Genomic DNA, 18,563 nt, shown 5'->3' with positions numbered 1-18,563 from the left:
CAATCAGACTCTCGCTTTATCGTGGTTAATTTACGCTACCTGTCCTCTTCAAGACCAGCAGTGAATTTTTCTGCTAAGATGTGAAAGCCTTCTAAATATTCTTCATAACCATCGGCAATAATCGCATCGTCATGAACTACAAACTTATTATTTTCTAGCACTACATACTTGGTAAAGAATTGCTCAAGCTCTGCAGCCAATTTATCAAAATCTTCTTCAGAAAGATTATCGTCATCGTTACTAATATTTGCTGCAGCAGATGGATTCCAATTTTTTACTCCAAAATCTTGACTCATGACATTCCTTCTTCTTAATGTAATCTATGAATATTGCATATTAGCATCTTAGACAGCAACCGAAAAGTTACTGATAAATAAAAACAACCAAATAGGATTAAAATCTACCGTAATATAACTTAGAAAATATGAAATAGAAGATTAGCGAAGTGCTGTGTGCATTTCGCTAATCTTCATGAAATAAATTGTTCAATAACGATCATCAGGTATAAAGGCACGTGCAAAAGCAACAATAAGTGTAAAAACAAATGTTTCAATCCACCTATTTGGAGATGAAATGTAAGCAATTGTATTGCCACTAAATATTGCAAAAATTCCAAGCAAGCCAATAAATGTTAACGGCATATAAGTAGCTTCTCGTTTGATAAGTCGCTTAAAATAAGCCAAGATTTGCTTTTTCATAATGATTTACCTACCACTGGTTGCGACACATTGTCACTGTTGTAACTACTGCAGCTACTGTCTTTGCTAAGCACTTCACCGCATAACTCCTTTACTTAAAACGCTATTTTGCTGCACAAATAAATTGTGCAATGGGTCTCAGTGTAATAAAAAATACTGTCATGTAATCAGCTGTAACTATTTTTAGCGACACAGTAAAATTGGCAATACTTGTAATTGTTATTTTTGGCTCAGTAGAAATTTTATGCTGCAAAAATCAACCCAAACACATACGTTATAGTGGCAGAAATTGCAAAATTAGCAAAAACTGTCACGATAACTGATATGATTGTTTACTTATATTGCAAAACTGTATCCTACAGGATAAAATACTTTTATGGAGATACTTAAAACAGATGAGTATCGCAATTGGATGAAAAACTTCGCGATACTCAATCTAAAGCTCGAATTAACGCGAGACTGAGATTATGCGAAATTGCAGGTAAGCCAGTAGGTGATTTACATCCAGTTTGCAATGGTATTAGTGAACTGCGTTTCACTTTTGGACCAGGGTATCGTGTGTATTTTGCACAAAAAGGCTTAAAACTAATGCTATTACTTGCTGGTGGAGATAAAAGTAGTCAAAGTAAAGATATTAAGCAAGCGAAGATACTTCTCGCACAATTAATTGAGGAGAAAAAATGGTAAATATAAGTAAATGGGATGCGAGTGAGTATCTTGAGGACGATGATGATGTTATTGCGTATCTCAATGCTGCAGCAGAACTTAACGATCCTCGTTTGTTGCAAGCTGCTATAGGCGATATTGCAAAAGCTCGAGGCATGAAAGAGATTGCTCAAAAAGCTGAGGTTGGAAGGGAAAGCCTTTACAAAAGCCTAAGACGAGATGGCAATCCTAGCTTTCAAACTATTGCGAAAGTTGTTCAAGCGTTAGGTGGACGCATTGCAATAGAACCAGCAAATGCGTGACATACCAAGTTATCGTGGCAGTTTTTGCTAATTTTGCAATTTTTGCCACGATAACTCGTATAGCATAGCGACTGTGCAATTAAAGTTATGCGATACAGTCGCGTAATCAGTTAAAAAATATTGCCTGTTCATCAACGATATTGATGAACAGGCAATATTTTCAAGACAACAAAATTTGGAAACTAATCTAAGTTATATTGCTAAATCGTTTACTATTTTGCTACGTCAAGAACTACTAAACGTTGTCCGCCATAAGTTCTGGCATCGAGACAAGTTTGAATAAAGTAAGCAGATTTAGGGAATTGCTCAACGTACTCTTTGAATACTTTTAGCAACTTATCCGAGCTTCCGCCACCCTCAAAGTCTTTATAATCCGCCACTTTGTAATCTTTGCCGTTTAATTTAACTGGCATGCCTTTTTGGAGTTTCTTTAATAAGATGCCTGAACTGTTCAAACGGTCTACAACCATATAATGGCCAGTGTTAACCTGGAACCAGTCGTCTTGAAGAGTCCAGTGATAGAAAGCATCTTTAACGTAAGCCAACTGATCAGGATAAGCGTCCCAAATAACGCGTTTAGTTTCACCTAGGGCTTCCAAAGTCCCTTCTTGTCCCTTTACAAAAGCTTCGGCGATTTTCTTTTTTGAGGCTTTTTTGATTGGTTTTGAATGTTTTTTGGTAGAATGACGGCTTATTTTTGTTGGTACTGGTTTGTTTGCTTCGGAGTTACCGCAGGCTGCTAGCCCCACTAGCGAGCTGAAGAGCACTACAACACAAAGTAATTTTTTATAAGTCATTTTCCCCATAAATGGATTTCTTTCTTCTTGTAGATGCGTCTAACGGATGTTAGTCATCTTTATAAACTTGAACTCCAACTTTAGTGCCTGCTCAGTTCAGTTCAAAAATCTTGGTTTGAACGTGAGTAGGAAGTGATAATCGCTGCCGATTTTTGCATAAACGAATCAACAAGACCAGTTCCTTTTCACATAGTGTACCATAAAGGCTGAGTGACCTGTGTTGCTTTCTGACTTTTTAGCTTTTTATATAGACTCTATTTAGCTGCAATAATTAACCTAACTAAATTAAAATTGGTTAACTAATTAAATTAATTAGTTAACCAATCAGTTAGTTATTCAGTTATTCAGCAAATCAGTTAGTAAATCAACTATTTGATTAGAAATCCCAATCATCGTCGTCGGTTTCAACTGACTTGCCCATAATGTAGCTGGAACCAGAGCCGGAGAAGAAGTCGTGATTTTCGTCGGCTGCAGGAGAAAGAGCAGCGAGAATTTCTGGGCTTACGTGAGTTTCTTCTTCGCTGTACTTGGCAGGGTAACCAAGATTCATCAAAGCCTTGTTAGCGTTGTAGCGCACGAAGTCAAAAACGTCATCATGGAAGTCAAATCCTTCATAAATCTGACCAGAATACTCAACTTCCAGATCATACAAAGTGTCGAGCAAGTTCATAGTGAACTTTTCAAGATTCTTCTTATCGTTCTCGCTTCTAAGCTCCAAACCGCGCTGGAACTTGTAGCCAGAATAGTAGCCGTGAATCGCTTTATCGCGCAAAATCAAACGAATCATATCTGCAGTGTTCATCATCTTACCGCGAGAAGCAAAATAAAGCGGAAGGTAGAATCCCGCGTAAAGAAGCAACGAAGAAAGCATAGTTGCAGCAATCTTGCGCTTAAGCGGATCTTCGCTCTCATACTCGCAAAGCACTGTGGTAACACGCTGCTGCAAAACGTCGTTGCCAACAGCCCAACGATAAGCTTCGTCAATCTCTTCGCTAGAGCAAAGAGTAGAGAAAATAGAGGAGTAGGAGCGAGCGTGAATCGACTGCATAAAAGCAATATTCGTGTAAATAGCCTGCTCGTGCTCCGTGCGAGCGTGCTCAATTTGGCAAAGCTCGCCAATAGTTGCCTGGCTGGTATCGAGTAAAGTCAAGCCTGTAAAAACGCGAGTAGTGGTCTTGCGCTCAAGATCGGTGAGGGAACGCCAAGAAGGAATATCGTTGCTCAGCGGAACCTTTTCTGGAAGCCAGAAGTTAGCAATAAGGCGATTCCAAACGTCCAAATCCTTGTCGTCAACAATATTATTCCAATTAACTGGGCGTACGCGCGATCCGTGATGGTAGCGGTACTGAGATGGTGTGATAGAAGCTGCCATCATAGCGTCATCTGCGATTACGCGATTTGTGCCGAAAGGCTTATCGAGGCTACTTCTAAGCTCGGTTGGGCTGAGTTCTGTCATTATTACTCCTGATTCTGTGTTTACGTTTTATAAAATTTTTAAGTTTTTGATTTGGCGTGCGAAAAATTCACAGCGTTACGACTTACAGCGTGCAGCTTACGCAACCTTCGATTTCCGTACCTTCCAAAGCCTTCTGGCGAATACGAATGTAGTAAAGAGTCTTAATGCCCTTACGCCATGCGTAAATCTGAGCCTTGTTCAAATCGCGAGTAGTCGTAGTGTCTGGGAAGAACAAAGTAAGCGACAATCCTTGATCCACATGCTGAGTTGCTTCGGCATAAGTGTCAATAATTGCCTTCCAGCCAATCTCATAGGCGTCCTTAAAGTACTGCATATTGTCGTTCGTCATGTATGCAGCAGGGTAGTAGACGCGTCCAACCTTGCCTTCTTTGCGAATCTCAATGCGAGAAGCAATCGGGTGGATTGAACTTGTGGAATGGTTGATGTACGAGATTGAGCCAGTTGGAGGAACAGCTTGCAAATACTCGTTATAAATGCCGTCGCGCAAAATCTCGTCGCGCAACTGCTCCCAATCGCTGACGGTTGGAATCGCAACGTTAAAACGGGCAAACAAATCGCGAACTTTTTGAGTTTTAGGCTCAAGCGAGCGGCTGCCATCTGTGTACTTATCGAAGTAGTTGCCTTTTCCTGCAGGCTTAGCGTAAGCGCTCGTCTTAAAGTTTGCAAAAGCGTGGCCGCGCTCTACAGTCAAAGCGTGAGAAGCCTTATAAGCGTGGTAAGCAACCGTCATAAAGTACATGTCTGTAAAGTCAAGAGCTTCCTCGCTTCCGTACTGCATGTGTTCACGCGCAAGGAAACCGTGCAAATTCATTTGACCCAAGCCAATAGCGTGACCTTCCGCGTTACCGCGACGAATCGAAGGCACAGAATCAATAGAAGTATGCTCCGAAACAGAAGTGAGCGCACGCACAGCCAAATCAACGCTTGTGCCCAAGTCGCCATCCATTGTCTTAGCAATATTAAGAGAGCCAAGATTGCAAGAAATATCGCGACCGACGTGGCTATAAGACAAGTCGGCGTTATAAGTGCTTGCTTCCTGAGTTTGCAAAATCTCTGAGCACAAGTTGCTCATAGTAATGCGACCCTCAATAGGATTCGTGCGATTCACAGTATCCTCAAACAAAATGTAAGGATAGCCAGACTCGAACTGAATTTCTGCAATCGTCATAAAGAATTCGCGAGCGTCGATGTACTTCTTGTGAATGCGAGGATTTGCAACCATCTCATCGTAATGCTCGGTAACAGAAATATCTGCAAAAGGCTTGCCATATTCGCGCTCAACATCGTAAGGACTAAACAAAGCCATCTTTTCCTTACGCTTAGCAAGCTCGAAAGTAATATCTGGAATCACAACACCCAAAGAAAGCGACTTAATGCGAATCTTCTCGTCTGCGTTCTCGCGCTTAGTATCGAGGAAACGCATAATATCTGGGTGATGCGCGCTAATATACACTGCACCTGCACCCTGTCGAGCGCCAAGCTGATTAGCGTAAGAGAATGAATCTTCCAAAAGCTTCATAACAGGCACAACGCCACTCGACTGATTCTCGATTCGCTTAATAGGAGCGCCAAGTTCGCGCAAATTCGTAAGAAGCAGAGCCACGCCGCCGCCACGCTTAGAAAGCTGCAAAGCAGAATTAATTCCGCGCGCAATAGACTCCATGTTATCTTCCAAACGCACGAGGAAGCAGCTCACAGCTTCGCCGCGCTGAGCTTTACCAAGATTCAAGAACGTTGGGGTGGCTGGCTGGAAGCGGCCTGCAAGCATTTCGTCTAAGTAGTTGGTCGCTGCTTTTTCGTCACCATCTGCAAGTTCCAATGCAACAGCAGCTGCGCGCTGAGCGAAGTTTTCCAAATACTGCTTGCCGTCGAAAGTCTTCAAAGCGTAAGAAGTGTAGAACTTAAAAGCACCCAAGAATGTGCCAAAAGTGTGGTGGGCAGCTTCCGCATGCTCGTAGAACTTATCGAGAAACTCGTCGCTGTACTTTCCGAACACATTGCTGTTGTAGTAGTAGTTGTCAACCAAATAGTTCAAGCGCTCGCGAGTTGAAGCAAACTTCATGCTGTGTTCTTGCACGTAACCCGAAACGTAAAGCTTTTCTGCTTCCTGATCTTTATCAAACTGAATGCCTTTTTCTGGGTCAAAAAGACCGAGCATAGCGTTAAGAACGTGGTAGTCGCGACTGTTGCGAATGCGCTCTGCTGTTGTGCTGGCAGTTGTGCTTGCAGAATCAGTGTGATCAAGATTAAGCGAAGTAGATTCGCTCATCGGATCCGTGCTATTCATGGGGTTTGTTCCTTTCTTCATGCGTTATTTTTGCTTTTTTAAACGCTTTTTGTTTTGTTTCTTTTACTTGTTTCGTTTGTTTCGTTTGTTTCGTTTGTTTTGTTTATTTTGTTTCTTCTGTTTCTTTGAGTTGTTTTAAAAATCTCGGTATGCCCTGCGCTACTTTTTCTATATCTTCTGCAGTTCCCGTAAGTTCAAACGAGTACATATTTGGGATTCCGCACTTTCCTGCAATTTGATCACCTGCAGCGCAATATGCTTCTCCAAAATTCGTATTTCCGGAAGAAATTACTCCGCGAATAAACGAACGATTTTCGCGATTATTTAAGAATTTGCGAACTTGCATCGGTATTGCTTTCGCAATATTTCCACCGCCGTAAGTTGGAACAATCAAAACGTACGGTTCGCGCACGTTTAATTCCGGCTCTTTAGGACGAAGCGGTATGCGATATACGTTCACGTTATTGCTTGGAAAATCGCAATTTTGCACAAATCTTAACGTGTTTTCCGAAACTGAGGAAAAGTAGACTACAGCTCCGATTGATTCGCCTTGTGCGCTAGATTCTGGTTCGCTTTGTTGTGTTATATTTTCTTGCTCACACATTTCTTATGCTTCTTTTGCTGTCTCTGCGGAAGTTCCGAGTTTATCCGCAATTTGCGCAATTAAATCTGGACGGTACCCACTCCAGGATGCGTCGGGAGCAATGACTACTGGAGCTTGACGGTATCCTGCATTTTTTAGCTGTTCGAGTGATTCGGGGCTTTTTGACAAGTCTACAGTTTCGAAGTTCACGCCAAGTTTTGTGAACTGTCGCTTAGTTGCATCACACTGTGGGCAATGAGGTTTAGTAAACACTGTGATAGTCATTTCAATCTCCTCTGGTGATGGGGAATTTTACAATTCCGTGTTGTATCGACAAAAGCCAAGTAGTTAGCTTACTCTGAATAAGCACTATTTATAGTGGTGTGTCGACTGTGTAAACACTATATATAGTTATTATTAAAATAGCTAAAAATAGCGTGTTTGTAAGCGTGTCGTGTTTTATGAAGTAAATATGAGCTTAGTTTTAACGATTAAAAATGTAATTTATTTCACAAAATTTATATTTAAAACTACTTAACTTGCATATTGTTAAGCCTTGTGCATATCCGCCTATAAAATTATTAAGTGCGTTTCTTGAAGGGGCGTAACGCAAAATAAAAAATTGTGTATTTTGTAGATAATGCAGATTGCTTGGGTGCGCAAAGCATGCGTGCAAATAACAAAACAAGTACAAGATAAGAGGTGTCATTATGACTCAAGCTCAGGCAAATATTGGTGTTGTTGGTTTGGCTGCCATGGGTTCGAATTTAGCGCGTAATCTTGCGCATCATGGAAATACAGTAGCTGTTTACAATCGTCATTATTCGCGCACTGAAACTTTAATGAATGAGCATGGCAGTGAAGGTGCTTTTGTGCCTTCAAAAACTGTTGAAGAATTTGTGGCTTCTCTAAAGCGTCCGCGCACCGCAATCATTATGGTAAAAGCTGGTGCTCCTACGGATGCTGTTATTGAAGAACTTGCAAATGCTATGGAGCCTGGAGATATTATCGTCGACGGCGGAAACTCTTATTTTGAAGATACGATTCGCAGAGAGCGTGACATTCGCGCGCGTGGTCTTCATTACGTTGGTTGCGGTGTTTCTGGTGGCGAAGAAGGTGCTTTGCGTGGTCCTTCGATGATGCCTGGTGGCACTGAGGAATCTTGGAAGACTCTTGGTCCTATTTTGAAGTCTATTGCTGCTGTTGCTGAAGGTGAGCCTTGCGTAACGCATATTGGTACCGATGGTGCTGGTCATTTTGTGAAGATGGTTCACAATGGCATCGAGTACTCGGATATGCAGCTTATTGCCGAAAGCTACGATTTAATGCTTCGCGGTTTGGGCATGAAGTCCGACGAAATCGCGGATGTGTTTAGCGAGTGGAATAAGGGCGAGCTTGATTCTTATTTGATTGAGATTACTGCGGATGTGCTTCGCCAGAAGGATGCTAAGACTGGTAAGCCTTTGGTTGAGATGATGGTGGATCATGCTGGCATGAAGGGCACTGGTACTTGGACTGTACAATCTGCGCTTTCGCTTGGCATACCAGTTACGGGTATCGCTGAAGCCGTGTTTGCTCGCGGACTTTCCAGTCAGGTTGCTTTGCGAGAAGCTGCCGAAAGTCAAGGTTTGACTGGTCCGGATGTGCATTTTGATTTGAACGATGCTGAGCGTAAGGCGTTTATTGAGGATATTCGCCAAGCTTTGTACGCTTCTAAGATTGTTTCTTATGCTCAGGGCTTCGATGAGATTGCGGCTGCTGCAATTGAGCATGATTGGAAGATTGACCAGGCTGCAGTTGCTCGTATTTGGCGAGGCGGCTGCATTATTCGCGCTCAGTTCTTGAACCGCGTTTCCGAGGCTTTTGAGTCCGGTGAAGCAAGCGTTTCTTTGCTTTTTGCACCGTACTTTAAGGCTGCAATTGAAAAGTCTCAAGCTGCTTGGCGTAGGGTTATTGCGCGTGCGGTGGAGCATGGTGTGCCTGTGCCAGCATTCTCTAGCTTGCTTGCATACTACGATGGTTTGCGTTCTAAGCGTTTGCCGGCTTCGCTTATTCAGGCTCAGCGTGATTTCTTCGGTGCTCATACTTACGGTCGTATTGACGAGCCAGGCGTATTCCACACTTTGTGGGCAGATCCTAATCGCCCAGAAGTAAAGCAAGATTAAAAAATAATATTTAGAGATAACAGACCTTTGCATTATTATGCAGGGGTCTGTTATTTATTGTTCTGAGTATTATGCATGTTGCTAGAAAGCTATGAAAGCTACTTAATTGCAGCTTGCAAAGTTTCTGCGGTGGTTAGCCAAGAGATTTCGTCTGTTCCGTTTGCAAAAGACGCAGGATATTCAGGATTATTAGCTCCCGAAAGTGAATTCATTAAAGCAGCGCCCTTTTCTGCTCCGGCAGTCAAAAACCAAGTGCAGTGACTGTGAGCTAATACAGGAACAGTAAGAGTTAAGCGCATAGGCGGCAACTTAGGGGAGTGATTTACTCCAACAACAATGCGATCGCGATTATTAACCTGCGGTAATCCTGGGAAAAGTGAAGCCATATGCGCATCCGGCCCCATACCGAGAATTGCTAAATCAAACACTGGCTCTTTGCCAAGTATGCTCACAATTTCTTCCTCATAGTCGCGCGCTGCAGCATCTAAAATAGCGTCATTTTCAGCGTCGCTGGCTGCTGCAATTTCCTCCGCATTACGCTCATCTGCAGGCATTTCGTGAATATGAGATTCTGCCAAAGCTTTGTTAGAAGTAAGTAAGTTAAGAAACATTTCGCGAGCCTTGCGTGCATTGCGATCCTCGCTATCATAAGCTACGAAACGCTCATCTGCCCACCAAATATGCACTAAATTCCAATTAATTGCTGGTAAAAGTGGATTGCTAGCAAGCATTTGGAACATGCGTATTGAATCTGTGCCACCAGTAAGAAGTAAATGGAATGGTTTATTGAGATTTTGCACATCATTCTGTGATTCCATAATAAGAGTCACCAAGCGTTGGGCTGCAACAGCTGCAAGCACATCGCGATTATCGTATCCGTAAATACTTGCGTTATGCGCAAAAGTAACTTCATTATTTGTCATAGTTGTTCCTTTTATGCCATTGAAAATGTTTCACGAATTGTTTCACGTAATGATTCACGCATTTTCTGCAGGATTATCTCGCACCAACTGCGCGTAAATTTCGTCAGGATCAATGCGTCGCAATTCTTCGCTTAAGCAATCATCCAGAGTGCGAATAGGAAGCGCAATAGGTTGTGCAGCCTGTCCAGGCAGACTAATCAAAGCTTGATCTCCGCCAGCAGGGCGAGTGAGTGACAATGTGCCATCCTCGCGTTCTAAAGTTACGGAAGTAATAGCTTGAGCTTCAGGATTTTCAACTATTTCTACAGGAACATGCAAGCTACTCTTAAGCCAAGCTGCCAGTAAGTGCAAAGATACGTAATGAGTAGGACCCACAATCTTCGCGCTAAGAATAGGCAAATGTGGAGGTTGATCGAGCATAGAAGCAAGTAACGCGCGCCAAGGAGTTAAACGCGTCCAAGACAAATCTGCATCTTGCGGAGACCAGTTTTTGCGCAAGTTTTGCACAGTTTTAAGAGTATCGTCTGCTCGCTGTGCGTCAGTAATTCTGCTACTTGCCATAGCTCCAAGCAAATCGTGAGCAGGATCTTCAGGAGCGTTTGTTGGCCACCATGCAACAATCGGCGCATCTGGCACGAGTAGTGGAATAACAAGCGTATCCGGATGACGAACTAAACCGTTGTGCGGATACAAAATAATAATTTCACCAGCTCCAGCATCTGCGCCAAAACGCACTTGAGCATCAAGATTTGGCACAACTTCACCGCGCTCAGCAGCGTGTTCGCTAGACCAATCTCGAACCATTGCAATAACTCGGCAAGGATGCTCGCGACTAGCTGCGTTTGCTGCATCAAGTGCATGCTCTAATTCTTTAAGAGTTGTATCAATAAGCAAAGTGAGCACTCGACCAGTAGCGGATTCGCCGCGCTCTTCGTGCAATTCGTCGATTTTTGCTGCAATTTTGCTTGTATTGGTATCAGGAAGGTTGATAATCATGGCAATCTCCAATGGCGATTATCTCGAGCAAGCATAGCATCAGCTTCTGCTGGACCCCACGTTCCAGCGCGATACGGTTGCGGTTGTGTGCCAAGCGAACTCCAGAATTCCTCAATAGGGTCAAGAATTTTCCAACTTAAATCTACTTCTTGCGTAGTTGGGAATAGCGGTGGTTCGCCAAGAAGTACGTCAAGAATTAATCGCTCGTAAGCTTCAGGGGAACTTTCAGTAAAAGAGCGTCCGTAACTAAAGTCCATAGAAACGTCTCGAACTTCCATAGCTGTGCCGCCAGGAACTTTTGCGCCGAAACGCATAGTAACGCCCTCATCCGGCTGAACTCGAATCACAATAGCGTTACTGCCAAGTTCGCGCACAGCAGTAGACTCAAACGGCAAATGCGGAGCGCGCTTAAAAATAACAGCAATTTCCGTAACGCGCTTGCCTAAACGTTTTCCGGTTCGCAAGTAGAACGGAACTCCAGCCCAACGGCGAGTATCAACGTCAAGTCGCACTGCAGCGTACGTTTCAGTAGTGCTTTGAGGATCAATGCCTTGTTCTTCCAAGTATCCAACAGCTTTGTAAGAGCCCTGCCATCCTGCTGCATACTGTCCTCGAGCAGTGTTGGCAGCCAAGTCTTGAGGTAGTCGGATTGCAGATAATACTTTTGTTTTTTCAGCAGTCAAATCGCTAGCGCGGAAGCTTACAGGCTCTTCCATAGCAGTAAGAGCCATAAGTTGAAGCAAATGGTTCTGAATCACGTCACGAGCAGCACCGATTCCGTCGTAGTATCCGGCTCTTCCGCCAATGCCAATATCTTCAGCCATCGTAATTTGCACGTGATCGACGTAATTTGCGTTCCAGATCGGCTCGTACATTGCGTTAGCAAAGCGGAAAGCCAGCAAGTTTTGCACAGTTTCCTTGCCTAAATAATGGTCAATTCGGAATACAGAATTAGGATCAAAAACTTCAGAAACGACGCGATCCAATTCTCGTGCGCTTGCTAAATCGTGGCCAAAAGGTTTTTCAATAATTACGCGTCGCCAAGCATGCTCAGAAGAGTGCGAAAGACCTGATGCTGCAAGCTGTTGGGCAACAACTGGGAAGCTGGAAGGCGGAATAGACATGTAAAAAGCGTGATTTCCGCGAGTACCTCTGTCTCGATCAAGTTCGTTCACTGTTTTGCTTAAACGCTCAAACGCGGACGCATCGTCAAAGGTGCCGCGTACGAAACGTATGCCTTTAGCGAGATTAATCCAAGTTGACTCACGAAATGGCGTTCTGCAATGCTGCTCAATATTTTCGCGCACAAAGTTTACGAAATGTTCATCCGTCCAATCGCGTCTCGCAAAACCAGTTAAACCAAATCCTGGAGGCAAAAGCCCGCGATTAGCTAAATCATATACTGCTGGCATAAGTTTTTTGCGTGCTAAATCGCCAGTAATGCCAAAAATTACTAGGCTGCACGGACCCGCAATGCGAGCTAAACGCAAATCACGCGGATCGCGCAGAGGATTCGTCCAAGTAGATACGCTTTCCCCAGCGTCTTGCGAATCACGTAGTGTCCTCAACTCAGTCATAGATACTATCGTAATATTTCGTAGCTATTTTCACCACGCAAAACGCAATTTATTATGCTTAATAACAGTATTAAAAAGTTTTAGCGCGTTATAACTCTAATTTTCAGCCGCCGCATACAGCTAAACGAATCATCTTCGCGTATTGTGGACCGCCGATTGGAGTTAAGTGAACTCCATCGTCAGTCAAATATTCCGAGTGACCATTACTCAAACCATGCCAGTCTATAATGCCAACATTATGATGAGTTGCTGCGAACTTGCGTAAGCTATCGTTCGTTGCATCCTGCCAAGGTTGCGGAACTCGTGTGGTAACGAAATAAACAGGTCTACCTTTTGCGACATCAACCATGTGTTGAAGCACGCTATCGTCATGAGGAGGACCGTTGGTTCCAAGAGCGAAAATCACCACATCTCCAGCGTGTTTTACCGAAATATCTTTCTCGTATTCATCAGCTCCGTGGAAAATTTGTCTACTCACTTTTCCATCTATATAAGCGTTAGGCATAACTTGCATCAAATATGGTTTAGCGCCTTCAGTAATAGAATCTCCAACCATAGTTAAGTTTACGGAACAAGTATTGCGTCGTTTGTCGATCCGCGTATGAGTAGTAACAAGATTTCGTGGAACTTTTTCCGCAATAGGGAAGAGAATGCGATACTTCGATGGTGTAGGTGGAAGAGACTGTTTTACTACATTCTTTTGCACACCTTTTGGAACTGCTTTTTCTTTTGTTTCTTGCTTAGAATTAGTTTTGTCAAAAGCAGTAGGTTTTTTATTTGACGATGAAGATTGCTCTACTTGTGCTGTCAATTCTGGGCGAAGCTGCATTGACCTATGCTTAGCTATATCTTGCCAATTTACTGGCAAGATAATTAACGACACAATAATTATGCAGCACAAAGTTAGTGAGACAGAGCGAATAAGCTTAAATAATTGTTGATCTTGTATTGGCTTTTCAAATAATTGATACAAGCATTCTGCAAGTACAACTATTACTAGTGCTTGCAAGACTTGCTCTCCTGTAGATACAGCAGTTGTTCTATTTGCTGGGTTGAATAATTCAAGAACAGGGAAGTGAACTAAATAAATTGCAAAAGAGCGTCTGCCGATATAAGCGAGCGGAGCCCATGCAAATATTCTTGAGCAAATATTATCAGTTTGCGTGCAAGACCACAGTATTAGTGTGCAAGCGGCTGCTGTTATTGTGTATCCGCCAAAAACAAATACTGAAGATGTGCCTTCTGCATACACGAAGCAGCAGCACAACACAATTGTTGCCAACAGTCCAATGCAAGATCTCTGCCATGCATGAAGTGGATTATAAAAAACAGTTTTTGGCTTATTGAATGCGTTATTTGGAAGTTCTTGTATATCTGGAGCTACGCTATTATCTGATAAATCAATTTGTAATCCTTCGCGCAAGTCAGCAGGTATTCCATCTTCAGCAAATACTTTTTCGTTATTTGCGTAGGCTTTATCTGATTTTTTCGTTAGTGCTGAATTATCTACACTACTATCTGCATTACTATCTAACTTAACTGATGAAGCTAAGCTGACCGATATGTTCTTTTTGCCCATCAGCAAATGTAATGCATGAATAAGCCACGCGTGGAATGAATGTTTGGCAAACCAAGCACCGTACATTGCTAGCATTGCACCCATTAAGAATTCTGATGCTCTCGTATCTAGAGAATAGTAGACGCGAGCTGGAGTTGTGTAATTGTTAAATAAGTAGGCAAAAGTAAAAGTAAGAATAGAAGAAAGTATGGCTAAGCCTGCTGTGATATACATGCGTATTAGCTTGCTACGCACGAATTTAATAAGTGCAGCAAGGATAATAGGCCATATAACAAAAGCCTGCATTAAAAGTCCGAGATACCAAAGATGTTTGATAGGAGAAGGTAGTCCGGACTGTTCAAAATATGAAAGCTTACGAGCAACATACATTATATTGCTAAAGAATCCGGAGCCTGAAAGAGCATCCGCTTGTAACTTTGGTAGTAGACTTGGCGAAAAAAGCCACATAATTGGTGCTGTTATAGCGATAATTCCAAGTGTTGGCGGCCAAATTCTTTTTACGCGCTTTAGTAAATACTCCCAGTAATGCCTGATTCCTTGAGTATTTTTATTATTATCTTCGATATTTTTTGCATTTTTTGCGTTTTCATCTGCGTTTAAATAGCGCAGAACTGATCTCGTGCAAAAATATCCTGCCAATACCAAAAACAGTGTTACTCCAAGGAATCCTCCCATAAGAAGGCTTGGACGCATATGAAAGCATACAATACCAATAATTGCTAGAGCTCTTAAACCGTCTATTGCTTTATTTCGCTTCGAAACAGTATTTGTAGGTAAAGTAGATGATTGTTTATTTTCAGCTTTTGCGCTATTAATAGTTTTTTCTACGGTATTATTTGCGTTTGCTGAAAGATTAGTTGAGGTCGTTTTACTAGCATTTTTTTCTGCAGGAACCTTCTTTGTTTTGAAGGATTGACCTGCTTGTGAAGCAGTGGAAGTGTTCACGCATCTTTTTTTTGTCATCTTGCCTACGCTTCGGTAACCATACTGGTAATGTATGCAACATATCGTGTGTAAAACGTAGCAATAGTAACTGTGTATTGAGACACTTTTATAGCTTAAAGCGTGTCTTGTTGCTATGCCTAGGATGTGTTAGAAATATGTGATTTTATGCTACTTCTGTAAGTGATACAAAACGTTTATTATTTAACGAAATTTGTTAACAAAATTTTGTTTTATATGCTCTATTGCTGTCGTTCGTCGGTGCGCGCTAAAGTGAGATAGAACAGTTATATGAATTGTTATTAAAGTTATCAAAGGAGCCAATATGGCAGAAACTTTTAACGTTGTGGTAGAGATTCCACGCGGTTCTAAGAACAAGTATGAAGTGGATCACGAAACTGGTCGCGTATTCTTGGATCGCACCCTTTTCACAGCTATGGGTTATCCAGATGATTACGGTTATATTGATGGCACTTTGGGCGAAGATGGCGATCCACTCGACGCTCTTGTTATGATTCCAAATTCTGTGTTCCCAGGATGCGTTGTTGAGTGCCGCGCTGTTGGCTTGTATCACATGGTTGACGAAGCCGGTGGAGACGACAAGGTTTTGTGTGTTCCAGCGGACGTTCGTTTCGACGACATCAAGGATATCGATGACGTGAACGAGTATCACAAGGCTGAAATCAAGCACTTCTTCGAGCAGTACAAGGCTTTGGAACCAGGTAAGGAAGTTCTTCCTGGTGACTTCTGGGCTGGCGTTGAGCAGGCTGAGAAGGAGATCGTTGCAGCTCGCAAGCGCTTGGAAGAAAGCGAAAAATAAGTTTCGCTTTTAATGAGTAAAACAATAAAAATTAAAAGTTAATAAATAAAACGTCGAAGACACATACTGTGTTTTCGACGTTTTTATGTAAGTGCGTGCTGCTTTCAGAAGTAAATTAAAACGTAACGTTGCATACGCTTTTAATAATTTTAAGCAGCTACTAGCATTCCAAGGCCTGCAATATACACGAGTATCCCTGAAAGCATTATTGGCAATATAGAAATAGCGATATCGTGTGAAACTATTCCAGTTTCGTATTCTTCATAATTGTTGCGAACCCATAAATATGAAAGTCCTGATAGCGCGATTAGCATAAATATGCACAGTACTATAACGAGTATTCCACCGTCTAAATTGCGAAGCGATGGCATAAAGCTAATAATTGACGGCAAAAATAGCCAACCCGGAAGTGCTGCACAAGCAATACTTGCAGTAAGCGTGTGCGAAAGATTTCGTACTAAATTTGTGCGATTCTCGCGCAGCATTTGCCTCAAGAATGTTACAAATGTTGCTGCTACAAGAATTAGAGCAAAAGATACAGCCCAGCGTTCGTAAGGGTGAATTGCAGCAATGAACTTACTCATTGACACAGTTTCGTTATCAATAATGACGCTTTTTGGTAGCCATCCCTTTAATACTCCGGTTGCAAACCATGTAGAAGCAATTCCTGCGCATAATGCAATAGCTCGGTCAATTACATTTCCGTGCAGTGGCCACAACGCTATAAATGTAAGCATTATGATAAGGCATAATATAAGTGTTATTTTTGCTGTTGCGATTGGCAATATTGCTGCAATTGCGAGAAGTACTACAACAAAAATTTGGCTTACAAACATCGCTAATGCGTTCATGCTAGGTATACGGGTATGTTTTTGAACATTTACGCAAGAATTATCATTTTTCTGCATCTTGTCATTGCAGATACGTGTTTCATTGCTCATACACACTCCCTAGTGCCGTAATTTTATATTTATAAAGCGTAATATGTCCGTAAAACATTAACAAATTACTTTGTTTATTTACTAATGTAGCCTATAACCTGCACTGTGCTTTATTGTGTTGATATTTTTTATCTTTGGAAAATGCAAGTGTTGCGCTTATCGCTATTTTTCGCAGTATGGTTTACAATTCCTGTAAAGGCTGAATTTGCTACTACATCAATTGTTTGTTGGAGGCATCATATGACTGATATCACATTGATGACTTCGTGTGCTTCTCCCTCTTCAGTTTTACCTTCACTTACTTTGTTATCTCATAAAGTGCGTTTACTTTCTTTGGATACGTCAAGTTTGGCAAAACTACCTGCACAAACCATTCTTTTGCTTGATGCGCGTGAGGATTTAGTTCTCGCTAAATCAATGTGTTCTTCTCTGCGTGTTGCAAATATCACGGTTCCTGTCATATTAGTTATAACTGAGGGTGGTTTTACTGTAGTAAATCCTTCGTGGAACATTTCTGATGTTGTGCTTACTAATGCTTCTCCGGCAGAAGTAGAGGGTCGTTTGCGTTTGGCTTCTTTGCAACACGGATCTTCTGATGATTTATTTGTGCATTCGCAAGGCTCTGAAATTGATGATTCTTTCAATTCAGACAATGGAACTATGCGTTCTGGAGATCTTGTTGTAGATATGCGTAGCTACACAGTGAGTTTGCATGGTCATCCTGTTGATTTAGCTTATAAAGAGTTTGAATTGCTGAAATACTTTGTGCAGCATCCGCGCAGGGTGTTTACTCGCACTCATTTGTTGCAAGAAGTATGGGGCTACGACTACTACGGTGGCACTCGTACTGTAGATGTCCATATTCGTAGGCTTCGCGCAAAACTTGGTGTTGAATATGAACATTTGATTGGCACAGTGCGTAATGTTGGCTATCGCTTCGATCCTTCGGAATCAGATGAGAATAGCGAGATTTCCGAAAGCAGCATTGAAGATGATTCTGAAAATGATGCAGATAAGCAGTCTGCGCAATAATGATTTATCAAAGTTCTAATATGCGAGAATCAAAACAAGCGAAATTAGCTCGTATTTATGCAGAGTACGATTTATTGTGCAAAGAAATACCGGAACCTAAGTGTGCATTAAATTTCAAAAATCCATTTGAGCTACTAATTGCTACTGTATTAAGCGCGCAAACTACAGATAAGCGTGTGAATATCGTGACGCCTGAACTCTTTTCTATTTTCTCCAACGCGAGTTCTTTAGCTGCTGCTCCTGTATCTCAAGTTGAGTCAATTATTTACCCTCTCGGATTTTATAGAGTAAAAGCACAGAACATTATTTCATTATCTGCATGTTTGCTTAATAATTTTTCTGGTATAGTGCCATCAAATATGGAAGCTTTAATATCGTTGCCAGGTGTTGGTCGTAAAACTGCCAATGTCGTTCTTGGCAACGCATTTGGATTACCGGGGTTTCCTGTAGATACTCACGTAATACGTGTTACAGGTCGTCTTGGTTGGCGTAAGGTTCAGAATCGTCCAAATCCTGTTGCTATTGAGCGCGAAATAACTGCTTATTTTGCTCCTAAAGAGTGGACTAATCTCTCTCATAGACTTATTTTGCATGGCAGAAAAATTTGCACTGCTCGGAATCCAAAATGTGTTTCATGCCCTTTAAATACAACATGTCCGTCGGCAATTATTTAAAGCGTGTTGTTCCCAATTCAGATATTGATATAGACTGTAGGTTATGTCAAGAACAGGCAAATATGCGTGTCACGCTTCCAGGTCATATCATACTCGTACTAGTG

Annotated in this window: 18 protein-coding genes; 6 read left to right on the top strand and 12 right to left on the bottom strand. The window is 42.0% G+C overall.

Annotated features, from left to right (window positions below; genetic code table 11):
* Positions 1-35 precede the first annotated feature (35 nt).
* A complete protein-coding gene (locus HXT32_RS06075) occupies positions 36-296 on the bottom strand; it encodes a hypothetical protein (protein ID WP_012913776.1) in 261 nt (86 codons plus the stop codon).
* A 189-nt stretch (positions 297-485) separates the two neighbouring features.
* The gene (locus HXT32_RS06070) at positions 486-698 is read right to left on the bottom strand and encodes a hypothetical protein (RefSeq protein WP_004105675.1); all 213 of its coding nucleotides are present in this window, start codon (positions 696-698) and stop codon (positions 486-488) included.
* 408 nt (positions 699-1,106) lie between these two features.
* Here HXT32_RS06070 and HXT32_RS06065 point away from each other — a divergent pair, with 408 nt between their 5' ends.
* The gene (locus HXT32_RS06065; protein WP_004109878.1) at positions 1,107-1,385 is read left to right on the top strand and encodes a type II toxin-antitoxin system RelE/ParE family toxin; all 279 of its coding nucleotides are present in this window, start codon (positions 1,107-1,109) and stop codon (positions 1,383-1,385) included.
* Positions 1,379-1,666, top strand: coding sequence for an addiction module antidote protein (locus HXT32_RS06060; RefSeq protein ID WP_004109873.1), 288 nt, complete (start codon positions 1,379-1,381; stop codon positions 1,664-1,666). Before HXT32_RS06065 ends, HXT32_RS06060 begins: the two co-directional genes overlap by 7 nt.
* Positions 1,667-1,878: 212 nt before the next feature.
* On the opposite strand, the gene HXT32_RS06055 is transcribed toward HXT32_RS06060, so the two are convergent.
* The 5 genes from HXT32_RS06055 to nrdH form a co-directional block, all read right to left on the bottom strand.
* Positions 1,879-2,472: a hypothetical protein gene (locus HXT32_RS06055; RefSeq protein WP_041160459.1), complete on the bottom strand. Its 594-nt coding sequence runs from the start codon at positions 2,470-2,472 to the stop codon at positions 1,879-1,881.
* Between the two features lie 367 nt (positions 2,473-2,839).
* The gene (gene nrdF / locus HXT32_RS06050) at positions 2,840-3,919 is read right to left on the bottom strand and encodes a class 1b ribonucleoside-diphosphate reductase subunit beta (RefSeq protein ID WP_012913780.1); all 1,080 of its coding nucleotides are present in this window, start codon (positions 3,917-3,919) and stop codon (positions 2,840-2,842) included.
* A gap of 82 nt (positions 3,920-4,001) precedes the next feature.
* Complete coding sequence (gene nrdE / locus HXT32_RS06045) at positions 4,002-6,227, bottom strand: class 1b ribonucleoside-diphosphate reductase subunit alpha (protein ID WP_415697922.1); 2,226 nt, start codon at positions 6,225-6,227, stop codon at positions 4,002-4,004.
* Between the two features lie 103 nt (positions 6,228-6,330).
* Entirely contained in the window at positions 6,331-6,831 is a 501-nt protein-coding gene (nrdI, locus tag HXT32_RS06040; protein ID WP_004109846.1) for a class Ib ribonucleoside-diphosphate reductase assembly flavoprotein NrdI, read from the bottom strand.
* Between the two features lie 3 nt (positions 6,832-6,834).
* Positions 6,835-7,095, bottom strand: a complete 261-nt coding sequence (gene nrdH / locus HXT32_RS06035; protein ID WP_033888558.1) for a glutaredoxin-like protein NrdH — start codon at positions 7,093-7,095, stop codon at positions 6,835-6,837.
* Between the two features lie 425 nt (positions 7,096-7,520).
* On the opposite strand from nrdH, the gene gndA reads away from it, so the two are divergent.
* Positions 7,521-8,975 carry an NADP-dependent phosphogluconate dehydrogenase gene (gene gndA / locus HXT32_RS06030; RefSeq protein WP_004109841.1) on the top strand — a complete coding sequence of 485 codons (1,455 nt, stop codon included), beginning with the start codon at positions 7,521-7,523 and terminating at the stop codon, positions 8,973-8,975.
* Between the two features lie 98 nt (positions 8,976-9,073).
* Here gndA and pgl read toward each other — a convergent pair whose 3' ends face one another.
* From pgl to HXT32_RS06010, 4 genes are all read right to left on the bottom strand, one after another.
* On the bottom strand, positions 9,074-9,898 hold the full coding sequence (pgl, locus tag HXT32_RS06025) for a 6-phosphogluconolactonase (RefSeq protein ID WP_116440326.1): 825 nt from the start codon (positions 9,896-9,898) through the stop codon (positions 9,074-9,076).
* 54 nt (positions 9,899-9,952) lie between these two features.
* Positions 9,953-10,894 (bottom strand): glucose-6-phosphate dehydrogenase assembly protein OpcA, encoded by a 942-nt coding sequence (locus tag HXT32_RS06020; RefSeq protein ID WP_004109831.1) that lies wholly within the window; start codon positions 10,892-10,894, stop codon positions 9,953-9,955.
* On the bottom strand, positions 10,891-12,471 hold the full coding sequence (gene zwf / locus HXT32_RS06015) for a glucose-6-phosphate dehydrogenase (RefSeq protein WP_012913784.1): 1,581 nt from the start codon (positions 12,469-12,471) through the stop codon (positions 10,891-10,893). Before zwf ends, HXT32_RS06020 begins: the two co-directional genes overlap by 4 nt.
* A gap of 103 nt (positions 12,472-12,574) precedes the next feature.
* On the bottom strand, positions 12,575-15,013 hold the full coding sequence (locus tag HXT32_RS06010) for an acyltransferase family protein (RefSeq protein WP_421777236.1): 2,439 nt from the start codon (positions 15,011-15,013) through the stop codon (positions 12,575-12,577).
* A 304-nt stretch (positions 15,014-15,317) separates the two neighbouring features.
* Here HXT32_RS06010 and HXT32_RS06005 point away from each other — a divergent pair, with 304 nt between their 5' ends.
* Complete coding sequence (locus tag HXT32_RS06005) at positions 15,318-15,812, top strand: inorganic diphosphatase (RefSeq protein ID WP_004105658.1); 495 nt, start codon at positions 15,318-15,320, stop codon at positions 15,810-15,812.
* 149 nt (positions 15,813-15,961) lie between these two features.
* Here HXT32_RS06005 and HXT32_RS06000 read toward each other — a convergent pair whose 3' ends face one another.
* Complete coding sequence (locus HXT32_RS06000) at positions 15,962-16,753, bottom strand: hypothetical protein (RefSeq protein WP_004109821.1); 792 nt, start codon at positions 16,751-16,753, stop codon at positions 15,962-15,964.
* A 240-nt stretch (positions 16,754-16,993) separates the two neighbouring features.
* Here HXT32_RS06000 and HXT32_RS05995 point away from each other — a divergent pair, with 240 nt between their 5' ends.
* Complete coding sequence (locus HXT32_RS05995) at positions 16,994-17,785, top strand: winged helix-turn-helix domain-containing protein (RefSeq protein ID WP_421783588.1); 792 nt, start codon at positions 16,994-16,996, stop codon at positions 17,783-17,785.
* A complete protein-coding gene (gene nth, locus HXT32_RS05990; protein WP_415707399.1) occupies positions 17,785-18,459 on the top strand; it encodes an endonuclease III in 675 nt (224 codons plus the stop codon). Before HXT32_RS05995 ends, nth begins: the two co-directional genes overlap by 1 nt.
* The last annotated feature ends 104 nt before the right edge of the window (positions 18,460-18,563 follow it).

This window comes from Gardnerella sp. DNF00747 (genome assembly GCF_049262675.1).
GTDB lineage: Bacteria > Actinomycetota > Actinomycetes > Actinomycetales > Bifidobacteriaceae > Bifidobacterium > Bifidobacterium swidsinskii.
The sequence above is the reverse complement of the archived record's forward strand: the minus strand, read 5'-3'. Positions and strand labels throughout refer to the sequence as shown.